The sequence below is a fragment of the Thiothrix subterranea genome, assembly GCF_016772315.1.
Classification (GTDB): domain Bacteria; phylum Pseudomonadota; class Gammaproteobacteria; order Thiotrichales; family Thiotrichaceae; genus Thiothrix; species Thiothrix subterranea.
On sequence record NZ_CP053482.1, the window covers coordinates 829,242 to 846,334 of the forward strand.

Annotated in this window: 13 protein-coding genes and 1 other RNA gene; 5 read left to right on the top strand and 9 right to left on the bottom strand. The window is 52.2% G+C overall.

Annotated features, from left to right (window positions below):
- Positions 1–20: 20 nt before the first annotated feature.
- The 9 genes from HMY34_RS20460 to ffs form a co-directional block, all read right to left on the bottom strand.
- Positions 21–812 (bottom strand): DUF11 domain-containing protein, encoded by a 792-nt coding sequence (locus HMY34_RS20460; RefSeq protein ID WP_323127468.1) that lies wholly within the window; start codon positions 810–812, stop codon positions 21–23.
- 344 nt (positions 813–1,156) lie between these two features.
- The gene (locus HMY34_RS03945; RefSeq protein WP_202718012.1) at positions 1,157–3,988 is read right to left on the bottom strand and encodes an SdrD B-like domain-containing protein; all 2,832 of its coding nucleotides are present in this window, start codon (positions 3,986–3,988) and stop codon (positions 1,157–1,159) included.
- A gap of 109 nt (positions 3,989–4,097) precedes the next feature.
- Entirely contained in the window at positions 4,098–5,021 is a 924-nt protein-coding gene (locus HMY34_RS03950) for an SMP-30/gluconolactonase/LRE family protein (protein WP_202718013.1), read from the bottom strand.
- Positions 5,021–6,730, bottom strand: coding sequence for a hypothetical protein (locus tag HMY34_RS03955; RefSeq protein ID WP_202718014.1), 1,710 nt, complete (start codon positions 6,728–6,730; stop codon positions 5,021–5,023). The genes HMY34_RS03950 and HMY34_RS03955 overlap by 1 nt, the downstream gene beginning before the upstream one ends.
- Before the next feature lie 130 nt (positions 6,731–6,860).
- Positions 6,861–7,205, bottom strand: a complete 345-nt coding sequence (locus HMY34_RS03960) for a histidine triad nucleotide-binding protein (RefSeq protein ID WP_202718015.1) — start codon at positions 7,203–7,205, stop codon at positions 6,861–6,863.
- Complete coding sequence (gene recR / locus HMY34_RS03965; RefSeq protein WP_093070977.1) at positions 7,205–7,801, bottom strand: recombination mediator RecR; 597 nt, start codon at positions 7,799–7,801, stop codon at positions 7,205–7,207. Before recR ends, HMY34_RS03960 begins: the two co-directional genes overlap by 1 nt.
- Positions 7,802–7,803: 2 nt before the next feature.
- Positions 7,804–8,133 carry a YbaB/EbfC family nucleoid-associated protein gene (locus HMY34_RS03970; RefSeq protein WP_443080463.1) on the bottom strand — a complete coding sequence of 110 codons (330 nt, stop codon included), beginning with the start codon at positions 8,131–8,133 and terminating at the stop codon, positions 7,804–7,806.
- 45 nt (positions 8,134–8,178) lie between these two features.
- Positions 8,179–9,855, bottom strand: a complete 1,677-nt coding sequence (gene dnaX, locus HMY34_RS03975) for a DNA polymerase III subunit gamma/tau (protein WP_202718016.1) — start codon at positions 9,853–9,855, stop codon at positions 8,179–8,181.
- A gap of 34 nt (positions 9,856–9,889) precedes the next feature.
- Positions 9,890–9,986, bottom strand: an RNA gene (ffs, locus tag HMY34_RS03980) — signal recognition particle sRNA small type.
- Between the two features lie 182 nt (positions 9,987–10,168).
- Here ffs and HMY34_RS03985 point away from each other — a divergent pair.
- The 5 genes from HMY34_RS03985 (at position 10,169) to HMY34_RS04005 (ending at position 17,088) form a co-directional block, all read left to right on the top strand.
- Positions 10,169–10,531 carry a response regulator gene (locus HMY34_RS03985; protein WP_228287975.1) on the top strand — a complete coding sequence of 121 codons (363 nt, stop codon included), beginning with the start codon at positions 10,169–10,171 and terminating at the stop codon, positions 10,529–10,531.
- Between the two features lie 65 nt (positions 10,532–10,596).
- On the top strand, positions 10,597–11,043 hold the full coding sequence (locus HMY34_RS03990; protein WP_202718018.1) for a chemotaxis protein CheW: 447 nt from the start codon (positions 10,597–10,599) through the stop codon (positions 11,041–11,043).
- A gap of 33 nt (positions 11,044–11,076) precedes the next feature.
- Complete coding sequence (locus HMY34_RS03995; RefSeq protein WP_202718019.1) at positions 11,077–12,345, top strand: ABC transporter substrate-binding protein; 1,269 nt, start codon at positions 11,077–11,079, stop codon at positions 12,343–12,345.
- Between the two features lie 15 nt (positions 12,346–12,360).
- Positions 12,361–14,190 carry a methyl-accepting chemotaxis protein gene (locus HMY34_RS04000; RefSeq protein WP_202718020.1) on the top strand — a complete coding sequence of 610 codons (1,830 nt, stop codon included), beginning with the start codon at positions 12,361–12,363 and terminating at the stop codon, positions 14,188–14,190.
- A 3-nt stretch (positions 14,191–14,193) separates the two neighbouring features.
- A complete protein-coding gene (locus HMY34_RS04005; RefSeq protein WP_202718021.1) occupies positions 14,194–17,088 on the top strand; it encodes a hybrid sensor histidine kinase/response regulator in 2,895 nt (964 codons plus the stop codon).
- Positions 17,089–17,093 lie beyond the last annotated feature (5 nt).

Genomic DNA, 17,093 nt, shown 5'->3' on the forward strand with positions numbered 1-17,093 from the left:
AGTGAATCCCGCCAAGTAACTTATTTCACGGTGACGGTAATCTTTAGCGTCTTGGTGGTATTTGCTGCCAAACTGCCCACTGACCAAACCCCACTCGATGCTACGTAAGCGCCGCTGCCATCATCACTGACATACACGACTCCAGCCGGTAACGAGTCGGTCACGCTCACGCCGGTAGCAGCGCCCGTGCCGGTATTGCTCAGTGTCAGGGTATAAATCACGGTTTCCCCACGTTTCGCCGTCGGCTTATCGACCACTTTGGTCAAGCTCACGTCGGGTTGCAACGCGGCTTCGGCACAGAACAATTCCACATCACCCATCCCAGAGGCTTTCCCAAAGTACGGGCTAGTGCCGTCTTGCTGGCGGTAAACTTGCACACCGGCATTGGCAGCACGCCCACCTGTGGCATTATCCAACCAGATAACCCCGCCCGCATTGGCATTCGGGTTTAGCGGATTCATCGCCGTCACCGCAATTTCACCCGAACCGGCTTTGAATGCCAAACCGCCAAAGCTGGTTTCTTGGTGATAACCACCATCGGCGTTAAAGGGGTTAAAATCCCACATCTCACCCCAGTAATATTCGCCATTGCCGGGACCTTGGCCTTTATCCTTACCTGCGGTACTGCCGCTGGTGCAGGTGGCATTGTTCTCCAGTTCGTATTTGCCGCCGTTATTGCACACGCGGATAATATCGCCGCCGGTTTGCCCTTGAATCATGGTGTCATCATCGGGGTAATTCGGTGTGTAATTCACGCCACCCACTTGATGCCCTAGGCGATCCATAAAACCGAGAATCAAGCTACCATCCATGTCAAACTCAATGTCGGACAAGATCGGTTGTGGGTAAATCGCAAAATCGCCACTTGCCAATGTTGTAAAAGTATCCTTCCAAGGCTGCCATTTTTCATCACTGGGGCCATTCCCGATACTGCCTTTGGAATAGTTGAGCGCAAAGCTGGTCGCAGTAGTGAAGATTGTGCCATCAAAGGCTTGCACATAGGCTTTCAAATCCGCTGCCTGTTGTGAAGTTTCGGCGGAACACACCGTGCCTACCCACACTTTGCCATCGTGCACTTTGACTGCCCAAGGGCGGAATTCACCATTGCTACAGCCGGGGTCGGTAATCGCGTGTTTGGCTTTGACCGTGGTATTCGTCAGATCAATTTCCACCAATTCGCGCTGCTTAAGGTTGACTGCCCACAAAGTATTGCCGTCGGCACTGATGTCGATGTCACCGAGGGAAATTTTACCCACTTGCGCAAACGCATCCCGATCCCACGACGGTTTGGAGGCATCAATCGGCAATTCGTTGGGGTCATCCATCGCACCGCTTGCCGCGACACGCGGACTCGTGCCCACATCCACCCCTTCGCGGCTAAATCCATCAGCAAACTGGGGGTTGGCGTGGCGGATGTGCCGTCCATTTGGTAAATCGCACCAATTCCATTCGGGCCAAAACTCGCATGGCGTTTGAGGAAAGCGGCGGCATACAATTTCTTACGCGATACGTCATAAGACAAACCCCACACAGAACCGACTTGACCGGCTGTTGCTTTGCTAAAGGGTGCGGCTAATTCGCCCGTTGCCGCATAATCGAAGGTAATCAAACCATCCACACCCGCACCCGTGCTGCCTGCGGCTTGGCTGTCGCCGTTGACTTGCACAGACGTGGCTAAGCGTACATTGGCGGCGCAACTGAACGCATCCGGGCCCGGCGGTGGGTCGAAAGTAATGACGGGCGAGCTTTTGTAACCAATATCCAGCGTATGGTTATTTTCACCGGCATTACCGAGCGTCACTGCAATTTCTGCGACACCGGCATTATTCGCCGCATCGGAATCCCGTAGGTCGGTGAGCGGATTATTATCAGTCACACTGTCAGCATTCTGGGTAGTCAGGCTGTAATCTTTAACGCCGGTTTGTGTGCCATCCACTTTAATTGTGCAACTTTCACCGTATTCCATGAAAGGCGCATTCCCACCTTGCGCATTAGAAAAGAGAAATTGCCCGCCATTCGCGGTTGTCGTGACAGCCTGATCGCTACCGCACACGAGTTTAACCTCAACGCCATCAATACCGGCTTCGTCTGCACCTTGAATACCGTCGCTGTTGGTATCGAGCCACACGCGATTGCCAATTTCGACAGGGGCGGGCGGGTACAATACCTCAACGTCACCTAAGCCGTTGCCTTTCCCCCAAATGGGTTGATCGCTAGGCTGGCCTTCATCAACTAATACATAACCTTTGTTGAATCCGCCTGTTGTGCTGTCATACCAGTGTAAACCGTGTGATTGCCAAGGATCTTTGCCATCGCTACTCCACGGTGCGTTACGCGCCGGATCCATAACGGTAGAAATAATTGCACTATTTTCTAATACTATGCCTATGCCGCCATCACCGACATCTGCATGGTTGCCGGGAATAATCAATCCCATGTCGTCTTCAAAGTAATATTCATCAAGAGTAGGTTGTTTGTTTGCGTCATAACCTTTTCCAGCAGTGCTGCATGAAGCATCACCAGAAATGAGTTTTTCCATGACCCAAGTGTTTTCACCTGTTTTGCAAGCGTGCAAAGTGTCACCAGCAATGGTGAGCTGTCCACTGTTAAAACTGCCAGAAGGTGGTTCTGCGGCATAGCCACCATCCATGTGTCCAAAGCGATCTGCCAGCCCCAACACCATGTCACCCTTGGGGGTGAATTCAATATCGGAAATCAGTGGCTGCGGATAACCGTTGCCGTAACCACTCCAATCACTGAATGGGTAAGTAGGTGTCCATGCCTGCCATGCGGCATTACCATAAGTGTCGCAATTGCCCATACCACCGCTGTTTAAGCAGCCACGTTGATAATTCAGGGCGAAATCAGCAACAGGAGCAAAGGTCGTCGCGCCATCCCAGACATGAACATAACCACGAAGTTTGCTAGGGTCGCCCTTACGCGCCGCTGTGCTGGCAATCGGCAAACCGCTTACCGTCGATTCCCCACTGCACACGCTACCAACAAACACTTTGCCATCGCGCACGCCTAAACCCATCGGGCGAATATCGTTGCTATCGGTGCAATTAGCCAACGTTGTGGATAAAGCAACACGACTGGGTGTGCCTGCACTGCCATCGGTATTCACGGGAATAAGCACTAACTCGCGTGTTTGCAAATCAATGGTGTAAACCGTTTTGCCATCTTCGGCGATGTCTACGTCACCCAAACCTTCTTTACCGACACTGGGGATGACATCGAAATCTTTACTCCAATCAGGGGAAGCACCGTGCGGATCAGCGCGAGAGGCATCTAGCGTAATCCATGTGGTCGGTGTACCCGCGTTTTCTGGCACGCTATAAATGGTAGTGGGGTTTCCCGCCAAGCGTGCAAAACGTTTCACAAAAGCCGCCGCCAATAAGCGTTGCCGTGAACGATCATGCGCCACCCCCCAAATTGCCCCAATCTCTTGCTCTTGTGCCAAAACCGTCGGAGCGGGCGTCATGTAAGCATTCATGCTGGTTGAGCTGGTTGAACCGGCGGATTCAGGTGTTTTGGTGAGAACGAACTCTGTGCCGTAATGAACACTGCCACTTTGTACTGCGGTGACGACACTGGGTGTTGCCCCCGGTGCGACCGTTTGCGCGGGGTTGTGTAAGGCAAAATTAATACTACGTGCCCCATTTTTCACGAATTGCACCGAAGTTCCACCAGCGGCAGCGGGTTGCAACCAATCTTCACCCCACGTAAATTCCACCCGGTAATCCGTACCTGTTGCCAGAGTAAGGGCATATGTCCCATCAGCCGCAGAAACAGCAGTAGCCGCTTGTGCGCCGCTAGGGTCAAAGGCTTTGACGGTAACATTAGCAACGCCCACTTCATTGCTGTCAAATACACCATTGGCGTTGAAATCGCGGAATACCTTGCCGCTGACATCAGCCAGCGTCACTGACGGCAATAGCGCAACGACTCCAATAGCCCCCAGCCATGTCGGTTTATGATGAATCATGAATTGCCCCGAATTATTATACTTATAGAAGATTGATATTTTATCAGGGCAATCATACCGCTCGTCTGTCAATAAACTCAAACTATCACTGACTAACGGCAACCACTACTTAAAGCTTATCTTCCAACTGGGCATCCACAAATTGCCAATGATCATCCCCAGCCTGATACGTGAACCGATACACCCGCTTACGCGGATTATTTTCCGCCAGCAAACGAAACCCAAACTCTGTTTCCTTCGCCTGCATCACGTACTGCCCCTGCCGCTCGGCAAACTCGAACTTGCGCACACTGGTCGAATTCCCATCCGGCAAGGTTGCCAATGCAAACTCATGACGCACATCCTGCGTAAAATCCCCGCTCGCATCCAACGCCACCGAAAACACATCCGACGACCGCGCTGACCCGAAATACAGCCGCTTGTGTTCCGCCCCGTTGAATACCCCGACCCCAATCGCATCGGTCGCCTCCAACTGCGCCTTCACTTGCCCGCTTGCCACATCAATGCGGTAAATGCGCCCATGTGCCTGACGCGGCTCTGAACCTGCCAAGGAACTCGCATACAAACTGCTGGTATCGCAATCATAAAACAGCCCCATCGTCCCAAACGGATTAGACTGCGATGGCGGCGCAACCGCTGGCAATTCCAGCCACAGCGCCATTTCCCCCGTTTGCGCGTCGATTTTATAAATCCGGTTCTGCAACGCGGGCGGATTTTCGGCAAGACTCACGTCCGGTGTCGGCGCAACGTAAATATTGCCCGCCCGATCACGCGTAAACGCCCCCACATGCCCCGCATCATCCCAACTCGGATGTTGCCACGCCTGCCCACTCTGTACATTCAACAAACGCAAGCCGGTATAACCGCGTTGCTGGGTATCAATCGCAACTTGCGCCCCAATTCCCGTTTTGCCGATGAACGCAGGCATTGCTTGGCAAGCGTTCGCCATACCCGGTTTGAAATTGCCCATATCCGGCTTGCCACATGCACTCAGCAACACCCCGACAACCACCACCGCCATCACCTTGCGCATTACGAAGCCTCCTTCACCGGCACAAACATCGGACCCGACCAACAAGGCCACACCTCCACATTCGCCACGCCGTCCTTGACCCGCGTATCCGCCCAACAATATTCACTGCCGGGATTACCGTCATTCTTCATCTGCGGCACATACCACAGCACCGTATCCTTACCCTGCAACGGTTCGGCTGGCTCAATGAAATGCTCCGGCCCTTGCTGATAATCCTTATTGCAGCACGTCCCCAACGTCACCGTATCCTGCTCCCCTTCTTCCGGCTTATACGCGCTGAAATACGTAAACGCCTTATCGCCACGCCCACCATCGCCAAACTGCCCGCGCCCCGGCTCAATGTAGAACCCCGCACCATCTTGCCCCATCACCCGATACTGATAACCTTCGTTGGTGAACTTAGCATCATCCTGCAAACGCCACTGCTCCTTATCCCACGCCGTCCAATCTGCCCCATTCCATTCTGCAATGGTATCGACACTACCCGCGCCGCCCGCATCCAAATCAATCCGCACCACCGGACGGTATGTCCCATCCGTTCCACAACCGCGTCCGAAGTCGGCTTGCGCCACCCGAAAACGCCCATCCTTATAAAATTCAAAGCGTTGCACGTAACGGTAATTGCACGGCGTAGGCCAAGGCGGTTGACGAAAATCCTGCACCACCGCAAATCCCACCTCCTGCCCATCCTTCACAATCGGCTCAATTTTCGGCCCGTTATACGCAATCACCACCGCCGCACTGAACAGCGGGCAACCAATCGCATCGCTATACCCAAAGCCTTCCCGCGTCGAATAACTCACATGCCAATCCAACACCTTGGCATTTTTCAACACTTGCTTGCCGTTGAATTTCACATTGGAAAGCTGCAAGCCATCCGAGCCGGTGATCACATAATCCATGTCCCAACCCGATTGCGACAGGCTGCTAACCTTTTCACAGAAGTTGCGGAAGGTGGTTTCATTTTCCAAACTGCGTTCCGTCACCACCGTTTTCGGGCCACTTGCCCCCAAATCCGTCCAGCGCGTCCCCACCAATTTACCGTCGGTCAAATCCACAATCGCCCACAGCGCATCGTTTTCAAACACATAGGTCGGTGCAACACACAAATGGTGCGAACGTTCGCACATCGAATCTTGCAACGCGGTCTTGAAATCCTTCTTATCCGGCTGACGATTCCTATCCTGCAAAATTGCCTGCACTTCCGGTGCTGCCCCCGCAATTGCCGAGGCTAATTCCACCAAACGTGGCGACAAATCCGGTTGGGCGTAATTCTGGCGACTCACGCCCAACACTTGCTGCTTACTCACATCGGCAAACGCAATCGTGGAGGCATTGTGAAAATGGTCATACATCTCCACCCGCCAGCATTCCGCCTGCGCACACGGCCCCGCGTTGCCATTAAAATCCGCTGGCAGGGCTTTACGCACCGTCATAATTTCATTGCGCAACGGCGCGTTAGTCTTGTCATCGCGGGTAAATTTGAGGAATTCGGGGTGGGCAACCGCCAGCTTTTGCGCCAATTGTGCATTGGCTTCCGGCAATTCCTTGTCGTTTAACAACAAAATTGGTGGATCAGCTTGTAACGCCGCTTGCACATGCTGCCAATAATCGGCGAGTGGCGGAATACTGGAATGCAGTTGCTCACGCGGCACGGCTTGCGCCAAGGTGCTGGTATCCGCGAATTTATCAACAACGGGAAGTGTCACGCTTTTTGATTTATCTTCCCCGCAGCCCCCAAGCCATAGGGAAAAAAGGCATAAAACAATGCCTGAATGGATTTTCATGGTTAGCCCTTATTCTGTAGGTCGGGCTTCAGCCCGACATCTTCTCCAATGTCTAGCCCGGCGGCCAACTCAACGCCCGCCCTGCCAACAAATGCAAATGAATGTGGAACACGCTTTGCCCCGCGTCCGCTCCACAATTCATCACCACGCGGTAGCCTTCGTCCGCGTAACCCGCATCCGCCGCAATCTTTTTCGCCGCCAAATACAACTTGCCGACCAACGCCGCATCTTCGGGCTGAATGTCGTTGATCATCGCAATGTGCTTGCGCGGAATAATCAGCACATGCAGCGGCGCTTGCGGGTTAATGTCGTAAAACGCGATGACATCATCGTCTTCATACGCCAGCTTTGCCGGAATTTCACCCGCGACAATGCGGCAGAATAAACAGTTGCTCATCAGTATTTTCTCCGTCCTTCAAAGGCGTGGGACAGCGTGCCGCTATCGACGTATTCAAGTTCACTGCCCATCGGCACACCGTGCGCAATGCGTGAGGCAGGAATGCCGCGTTTCGCCGCCAGTTCGCTGATGTAATGCGCGGTGACTTCGCCCTCGACCGTCGGGTTGGTGGCAAGAATCAGCTCTTGCACTTCGCCTTCATCCAACCGCGCTTCCAACACATCCAGCCCAATGTCTTCAGGGCCGATGCCATCCAACGGCGACAAGCGCCCACCCAACACGAAATAGTAGCCGCGATAGCCGGTCGCTTGTTCCACCGCTACCACGTCGGAGGGGTGCTCCACCACGCACAACAATTGCGGTTGCCGCGCCGGATTCGCGCAAATGCGGCAGGTGTCGTGTTCGGTGAGGGTTCGGCAACGCGAACAATGCTTGATGTCACGCATTGCCCGCCCCATCACATCCGCGAGCCGTTCACCGCTACGTCGATCATTTTCCAGCAAATGGAATGCCATACGCTGCGCGGTGCGTGAACCGATACCGGGCAGGCAGCGCAACGCATCCACCAATTCTTTCAGCAGCGACGATTCGCTCATGCTTAAAACGGCATCTTGAAACCGGGAGGCATCGGCATCCCAGCGGTGACACCCGCCATGCGCTCGCTCGATACTTCTTCGAGTTTGTGGACAGCATCGTTGAAGGCAGCCGTGATCAAATCTTCGATCATGTCTTTGTCGTCGGCGAACAAGCTAGGGTCAATGTTGACGCGCTTGCATTCGTGCTTGCCGGTAATCACCACGGAAACCAAGCCGCCACCGGATTGCCCGGTGACTTCCAGCGCAGCAATTTCAGCTTGTGCTTTCTGCATGTTTTCCTGCATTTTTTGCGCCTGTTTCATCAGGCCGCCCAGTCCAGCTTTACCCATCATGGTATGTATTTCCTCATTGTGTTCAATAACCAGCAGTTTACTACACTAACCGGCATTTGTGCGCGGGCGGATGCTGCCCGGTACGATAACTGCGCCAAACGCTTCCTGTAATTGCTGCACGAAGGGGTCGTTGTTAATCGCTGCTTCGGCTGCCTGCTGCTGTTCCGCAGCTTCGCGCAGGATGCGCTTTTCTGGGGTTTCTTCGCTTATGGCACTGATGTGAAATTTTAACTTGAGCGAACGCCCGTAATGTTTTGCCAATGCCGCTGCTAATTGCGCCTCAGCAGATTCGCTTTGCAGCGTTGCGCCACTTTCATCTAACAACAACGTAATTTGATCGTCGGTAACGCTTTCCAGCAAACAATGTTGCGCTAGTGGCAGCGCCATGCCGGAAAGGTTGAGTTGGGGGTAGATTGTGTGCCAATCATTGCTGGACAAAACGGACGCCGCTTCAACCACCGCCGTAGAGACGCAAGATTTTGCGTCTCTACCCATATCCACATGCACCGGCAATTTCACGGCCTCAACCACCGCCGTAGATACGCAAGATTTTGCGTCTCTACCCTGCGCATCATCGACAACTGTTTCAACTACAATTTTTTTTTTCTCGACCGGCGTCGAGTGTGGTTGAGATTTGCCATCATCCAGCCGGAACGCCAACATTCGCAACAGCAGCATTTCAAAGCCGCCGCGCGGATCAGGCGCTAAGGGCAAATCCCGCCGCCCATACAAGGCCATCTGGTAGTACAATTGCACATCTGCCGGTGACAGCAATTTCGCCATCTGCGCAATATCCGCATCCGCTTCATCGGCTGGCACGACTTGCTGCACTGCTATGCTATGCAACAATGCAATGAAACCATCTGCCGCCGCCGTAAAATCGGTGGTGAGTTGCGCCATTTGCTCCACCGTTGCCAACATCCGCGCACCGTCATCATCGGCGACGGCTTGCAACAAGGCGAGTAAATGCTCGTGCGGCAACAAGCCCAGCATATCCTGCACTTCGTCTTCGCTCACTGCCCCGCCACCGGCAACAATTGCCTGATCGGTCAAGCTCAGCGCATCGCGCATACTGCCATCTGCCGCCCGCGCCAATAAGCGCAAGGCGCTTTCGCTGAAGGGAATATTTTCCTGCTCCAACACATTCGCCAAATGCCCGCTGATCATATCCACCGGCATTCGTTTCAGATTGAATTGCAAGCAACGCGACAAAATCGTGACCGGTAATTTCTGCGGATCAGTGGTGGCAAACAGGAATTTGACGTGCGGCGGTGGCTCTTCCAGCGTCTTCAACAGCGCGTTGAAGCTGTGCCCGGAGAGCATGTGAACTTCGTCGATCAGGTAAATCTTGAAACGTCCACGAGTCGGCGCGTATTGCACATTGTCTAATAAATCGCGGGTATCTTCGACCTTGGTGCGTGATGCGGCATCGACTTCGATCAGGTCAACGTGACGACCCTCGGCAATTTCACGGCAACTGCGACATTCCCCACACGGCTTGGCGGTAACACCGGTTTCGCAGTTGAGGCATTTGGCAAAGATTCGGGCAAGCGTCGTCTTCCCTACCCCACGAGTGCCGGTGAACAAATAGGCATGGTGCAGCCGTTGCTGACCATCATCGCCTTCCAAGGCGTTCATCAAGGCTCGCAATACGTGCGCCTGACCCACCATTTGCTGGAAGTCCTGAGGCCGCCATTTTCGAGCAAGTACTTGATAACTCATGAGGTATTCGTAGAATTTTTAGAATGGTGGCAGCCTGCACCAGCCACATCCCGGCACCCGAATCAGTAGCTGTTGCTGCTCCCTTCCGGGCCTGACAAGGTTCACTACTTATCGTCGCGGGAGAACCGATACAGGCCACCATTGCGAAGAACGCGGAATTATGACCGAATTGCCCGCTAACAACAAGGCATTTACGCAAGTGTCAGCAAACCCACTCCATTCATAGAAATTTCATTGCTTAATCGGAAACGATTGACTATAAACAATGCTGGCAGCTATTTATCCCTGTTGAGTGTACTTAAGAGAAATGCCCATGACGATCCGCAAGATATTGATTGCTGACGATTCCAATACTGAACGCCTGAATCTTACCCATATTCTTGAATCCGCTGGTTATCAAGTGGTGGCAGCGCAATCTGGCAATGAAGCGAAAATCTTAGCCGAAAGCCAGCAACCTGATTTGATTTTATTGGATATTATCATGGATGACGGTGATGGTTATCAGGCGTGCCGTGCGATCAAACGCAACCCTGCAACCCAAACCATTCCCGTGATCATGGTATCCAGCAAGTCCAACCCGGTGGATAAGCAATGGGCACAAAAACTGGGCGCAACCGACTACATTGTCAAACCCTACACGGATGCAGACGTACTCGCCCAAATAGCCAAGCTGTAACCATGCCTTGCCATTAGCGACGCTTCTAACCATAAAAATAGTCGACAATAATGAGGAATAAACAGATGAAAACAGCATCTGATGCAGTCGAAAATCGGTTCTGCTACTCAGTAGGCACACACACGCTGCTGCTGGAAAGTGCTATCAGGGCGGAAGTATTAACCGACCAGACCAATTACCCCATGCCGTTCGCGCCCGCATGGTGCGCGGGGCTGATTAGTCTGCGCGGGGATTTGCTCCCCATCATTAATATGCATCAAGTGGTTCAAGGTCGAACCTATCAAAGCAAACCGCAACTATTGTTGATACAACACCCACAATTTCCCCCTATCGCCTTAACCTGTGATGGCTACCCGCGTTCGCTCAAATTAACGGTAGCCGATTTGACCCCACAAGCGGAAGACAACCTGCCAAGCTGGATTCCTCACGCACTACACCATCAAGGTATTCGTTTATTAGCCGCTGACCACGGTAAATTACTGAGGCATATTCAACGCACACAAGGAAGTTAAACTCACCCAATCGCCAACAAGGAGGCGTTAAGCATGAAAAACAACAACAAAACCCTATTAGCTGCAACATTATTTAGCCTGTCTCTCAGTCTGCCGATCACGGTGCACGCTGAAGACGGCGTAACTGCCACAGAAATCACCATCGGTGGCGTCATGGATTTAGAAGGACGTTCCAGCGGCTTAGGTTTAGGCATGAAAGCGGGTATTGAAGCCGCATTAGCGAACCAAACCGTAGCGGGGCGCAAAGTCCGTTTCGTCACAGAAAATGACTCTTACACCCCCGAAAAAGCCGTCGCCGCCACTGAAAAGCTCATTGCACAAAAAGTTCTACTGTTGGCGGGCAATGTCGGCACACCCACTGCACAAGTCGTGTTACCCCTGCTGGAACAGCAAAAAATTCCGGCACTCGGTTTTTTCACGGGCGCGGGGTTATTGCGCCCCGGACAAGGTGACATCATCAACTTCCGTGCCAGCTATGTGCAGGAAACCAAAGCGGTTATTGACGCTGCTCTCCAACAAGGGGTAAAGCCTAACGAAGTGTGCGCCTATGTACAAAATGACGCTTACGGCATGGCAGGTGTAGCCGGTATTCGTTCAGCACTGCAAAAAAGTTCAGGAGTTGATACTATTCTCGCGGCGTTAGATAAGATCGTCGCAGCGAGTGGTGCGGAACCGGAGCGTAACAACCAAGGCCCGGTAGGGGTTTACACCCGTAATACCTTCATCGCCCGTGACGGTTACGACTCGCTAAAAGCGTGGGAACAACAACAAGGCAGTGCCTGCAAACTGGTGGTAACTGTCGGCACGTATGAAGCCATTGCCCGCTTTATTGCGTATGCGCACAGCAAAAATGAGCCGTGGGTCTTCAGCGCCGTCTCCTTCACGGGCGCTGATGATTTCCGCAAGACATTGAATAAATTTAACATAACTGATCGAGTAATCATGACTCAAGTAGTACCACTACCGGACAGTGACCTGCCTATTGTGCAAGAAGCCCGCACAGCACTCGGCAAAGACTACGGTTATGTATCGCAAGAAGGTTATATTGTGGGCAAATTACTCTTGCACGGCTTACAGCAACTGGAAACAGAGGCGAAAACTATCACCCGTACCAATTTACTTGCCACGTTCAAAGGCCAACAATTTGACCTCGGCGGCTTAACGATGGACTTTAGCAATGACAATCAAGGCTCAGATTTGGTCGTCATGACACGTCATACCAACGATAAATGGCTGGCCATGCAAGACAATACTTGGCGTGACTGGCTCGACCCACAACAAAAAACACCAACGAAAGATTAAGCGAGGAAAATCATCATGGCTCCCCAGGCAAAGAAACGCGCCAGTTTTCTGAGTAACTTATCCGTTGCTCGCCGCATTTATGCACTCATTCTCGTTCCACTAGCCATCCTATTCATCACGGGTATTTTCGCGATTATTGCGTTGAACCAGAACCGTTTAGCGCTGGAAGACATTAACTTGCGGGTTGTCGCTATCGACAAAGGCAACAAAGTTATCCGCCGGATGCAACGCGACTACGTGGCATTACTCCACGAAGTGCAGATTGGCAGCCGCACGTGGGACGAAGGACGTAAAACCCTTGAAAAGCTCGAAGCTGACCTCAGCAGCAGTATTTTACCCAGTTATCAAGCCGCAAAAACGGCAAAGACGCCGGATGAACAAACCCTAACAGCGTTTAAAGAAGTCGATAACTTATTAGGCTCTATTCGTAAAGCTGACGAACTGCTCAAAACAGAAGACCGGGGCAAGCTTGAGTTGTACCTGCAAAACGACCTTGATGCTGACACCAAACCGTTGCGTGACAGCATTCATCAAGAAGTGGAACGCGACATCAAGCAAGCAGAAGAGGCGTTTATCGGTGCACAAAAAAATGTTAGTACTTTCTTGATCACTAGCATTGCCTTGATTTTATTAGGAACACTGATTGCGGCGGCGTTAGGCTTCTTTATCTACAAATCCATTGCGGATTCGATTGAACAGCTCATTAGCACCATGCGTAAAATTTCCGAAGGTGATTTGAATGCCCGTGTAGAACTCGAAGGCAAAAACGAATTAGCCGAACTCGGACAAAACTTCGACCAAATGATCGAAGACCGTATCACCACCCAAGCACGTATCGACCAAGAAAACCAACAGCTTAACCAATCCGTGGGTGCATTGTTGAATGCGGTATTTGACTTGAGCGAACGTGACCTAACCGTTCGCGCCAAAGTCACCGAAGATGCGACCGGCCCATTGGCGGATGCGATTAACCAGCTTGCCGAAGATACTGCCGACGTACTCAAACAAGTACGCGACGTTGCCACTTCCGTTGAAACCACTTCACAAGACGTTAACCATTACGCCCTAGCGGTCAACAAACTGGCGCAACTGGAACAATCTGAAGCAGAAGAAACCACCGCGCAATTGGGCAATATCTTACAACGTTTGGATAGCATTGCCGCTTTTGCGCAGCACGCCAATCAGGTTGCGGACACCACCTCCAGCACCACCCGTCACGCGCAGCAAGCCGTATCGCGCAGTATGGAAAACATCACCAATATCCGTGATACCGTACAAGAAACCGGCAAACGCTTAAAACGCCTCGGTGAACGTTCCCAAGAAATCAGTCAGATCATTGACTTCATCAACAACCTCTCAGAACGCACCACCGTACTGGCACTCAACGCCAGTATGCAGGCCACGGCTGCCGGTGATGCGGGGCGCGGGTTCTCGATGATCGCCGAAGAAATCCAACGTTTGGCGGAAAGCTCGCGGGATTCCACCAACCAGATTTCCACCTTGGTTCGCAATATTCAACAAGAAGCCAACACCACCATCGCCACGATGGATAACACCATCGCGCAAGTAGTCAACGGCTCAACACTCGCCAGCGAAGCCGCACAACAAATGCAAGCCACGCTTGAGGCGACTAACCAACTGGTTGCTTCGGTCGAAAAAATTGCTGAATCCTCAGCCGAACAGGTCGCCATCAGTAAATCGCTGCAAACCCGTGCCGAACGCATCGTGGAAGCCACGCAATCCACCGGTAAAGAACTGCTCTCCCTCACCGGATTGACCAAGAACATGGCGGAATACGGGCAACGTCTGGTGAAATCGGTTAACGTTTTCAAACTGGATGCGTAAGCCATGGATGATGTCAGCGCCTTTGCCGAAGTACTGGAAGATGTTGCCCTGCAACTCTCCAGCCTCAACCCGCTTGCGGAAGAGCCAGAAGAAATTGCCGCGACTGCTGCCACGATAGTCGCCGAATACCAACGCCTGTCTGAAGCTGCCCATCAGTACGGCATGGCGGGTGTGTCACAAACCGCAGAGTGGATACACGACCTGCTGCTTAGCTATAAGGAAATGTTACCGGAAGCCATCCTCGAATTGCTGCAAGGCGGGCAATTGTTCGGCTGGATCGAACTGGGTGCTTTTGCGCTGCGCGAGCCAGAAGATCACTCACATTTGCCTGCAATTGCCGCCGAATTAATGAATGAAGCTTGGCCAGAACCGCCCACGCCGGATATTTTGGAAAACTTGCTGGTTAACCTGCGCGTTAATACCCTGCAACCAGCACTTGTCGAAGAAGAAATCATTGCAATGGTTGAGTCTATTGATTCAACCTCACAAAACAATGCCGTCGCACAAAATCCACTGACTTGGGATGCTGACATTCACCCCGAATTATTGGAAGCTTATTTACAAGAAACACCAGGGCAAATCGCCGAAGCCGCCCGTTTGATTCACCTGATTTCCCAAGGTGACAACACCCCAGAACAAAAGCGCCATGCAGCACGTCTGGCGCATACGGTCAAAGGTGCTAGTGGCGTCGTCGGTGTCAAGGCGATTGCTGCCTTTACTCACCGACTGGAAGATATTCTCGAACTCGACATTAACCCGCATTTATCCAATGGTCTAGGCGCAACCTTAGCCGCTTGCGCTGATTGCCTCGAAACCCTGTTCGACCATTTGCAAGAACACAAACCGCTGCCGGACGAATACCACAGCTTGCTTGCAGAAATGGATGCGTGGGAATTACGCCTTGCCGAAGCAACACCAACAGAAGCCGCCGAGCCTGATATTTCCGAACTATTGCCAGTAACACCGCTGATTCTGCCCGATTTCATCACCCAGTCGGGTTTAACCATCGACGATGAAACCAGTACAAACAACACGCTCAATGCCGAAGTGCCGCGTAGCAGCGCCACCCATTTGAGTGTGCCGCTGGAAACCGTACAACGCTTGCTCAACTTGGCGGGGGAATTAATCACCTCCACCAGTCAAATTGCCGAACAAGCGCAACACACATTAGCGTTTGGCAAACAGCTCCAACAGCAAGACGAACGCATTCGCCAGATGCTAGAAGAACTCAGTGAAACCATCGACCAGCAATCCAGCAATTTGAACTCGCCATCCACCTATCAGTCTTTTGCAACCTTGAGTCAGGCAGATGGTTTTGACCAACTGGAATTGGAAGCTTATAACGACTTACACAGTACCTCTAATTTGCTCACTGAATCCATTGCCGATAACCGTGAGTTAACCCGCAATCTGCAACAGCAAATTCGCCAAATTTCCGAACAGGTTTATCAGCAACAACGCTTGCAACGGCAACTCAGTGAAACCATTTTGCGCACCCGTCTCATTCCGGTGCAATCCATCGTCACACGCTTAGAACGCACCGTGCGGGAAACGTGTCGCCGCACCGACAAGCAAGCCAACATCAGTATCATTGGGCAAAACTTGCAAGTGGATACCGACATCTTGCAAGGGCTAAACGCGCCGCTGTTGCACATGTTGCGCAATGCAGTTGACCACGGTATTGAAACACCCGAAGCACGCCAAGCCGCAGGCAAATCGCCAGAAGGTCAAATTGAGCTGCGTTTTGAACAAAAAGGCAACCAAATTCACCTCACCTTGAGCGATGATGGGCAAGGCTTAAACCCTGAGCAAATTCGAGCGCGGGCTATCGAACGCGGCATGATTAAACCGGATAGCAAACTCAGCGAATCTGATATTTTACGCCTGATTCTACAACCGGGCTTCACTACCCGCGATCAAGTCAGCGATATTTCCGGGCGCGGCGTGGGCATGGATGTGGTGCAAACTGCCGTTGAAGACCTGCAAGGCTTGCTACACATCAGCAGCGAAATGGGGCAAGGCACCACCATTCACATCCAAGTCCCACTGACGCTGATTGCCACCAATGCCTTATTGGTACGCGCAGGCAATCATTTAGTCGCCATTCCCAGCAATACCATTCAGCAATTGCTCTATGTCGCGCCCGATCAATACCAATTTGAAGGTGAAAACTGGTTTATTCAACACCAAGAGCAATCGCTGGAAGTGCTGCAACTATCGCAATTACTCGGCTGGCAAGCACCTGCACCTGACTTACGCAAAGGCCATTCACTCTTGATCATTGCCAGTGAGCAGAAAAGTTATGCGTTATATGTCGATGAAATCCAACAGCCGCGCGACATTGTAGTCAAAAGTCTCGCGCCTTGGCTCAACTTAGCGCAAGGCGTCAGCGGTGCTTGTATCCTCGCCAATGGTGCAGTTGCGCCGGTATTAGACGTATTGCGCATCTTGCGTCATCTGGAAAACGGTCAGCTCACCTTAAAAAGCAATCAAGCACTCAGCACCGACAAAACGGCACAACGCGCCCGCATCCTCATCGTTGACGATTCACTCAGCAACCGTAAATCGCTTAGCCTCATGGTGGAACAAATGGGGCATCAAGCCATGACCGCTGTTGATGGTCTCGAAGCACTGCAACAATTGCATGAACATGCAATAGAACTGGTGTTAACCGACTTGGAAATGCCGCGCATGAATGGCTTAGAAATGACGCAAGCCATCCGCATCTGGCCTGAAAAACGTCACTTGCCAATTGTTATGATCACCTCGCGTGGCACGCAAAAGCACCGCAATATGGCACAACAAGCGGGGGTCGATGCTTACCTCACTAAGCCAGTTGATCACGACACCCTCAACAAACAATTACAGCGCTGGCTGCAAACACAACTTGCGGCCTGATAGAG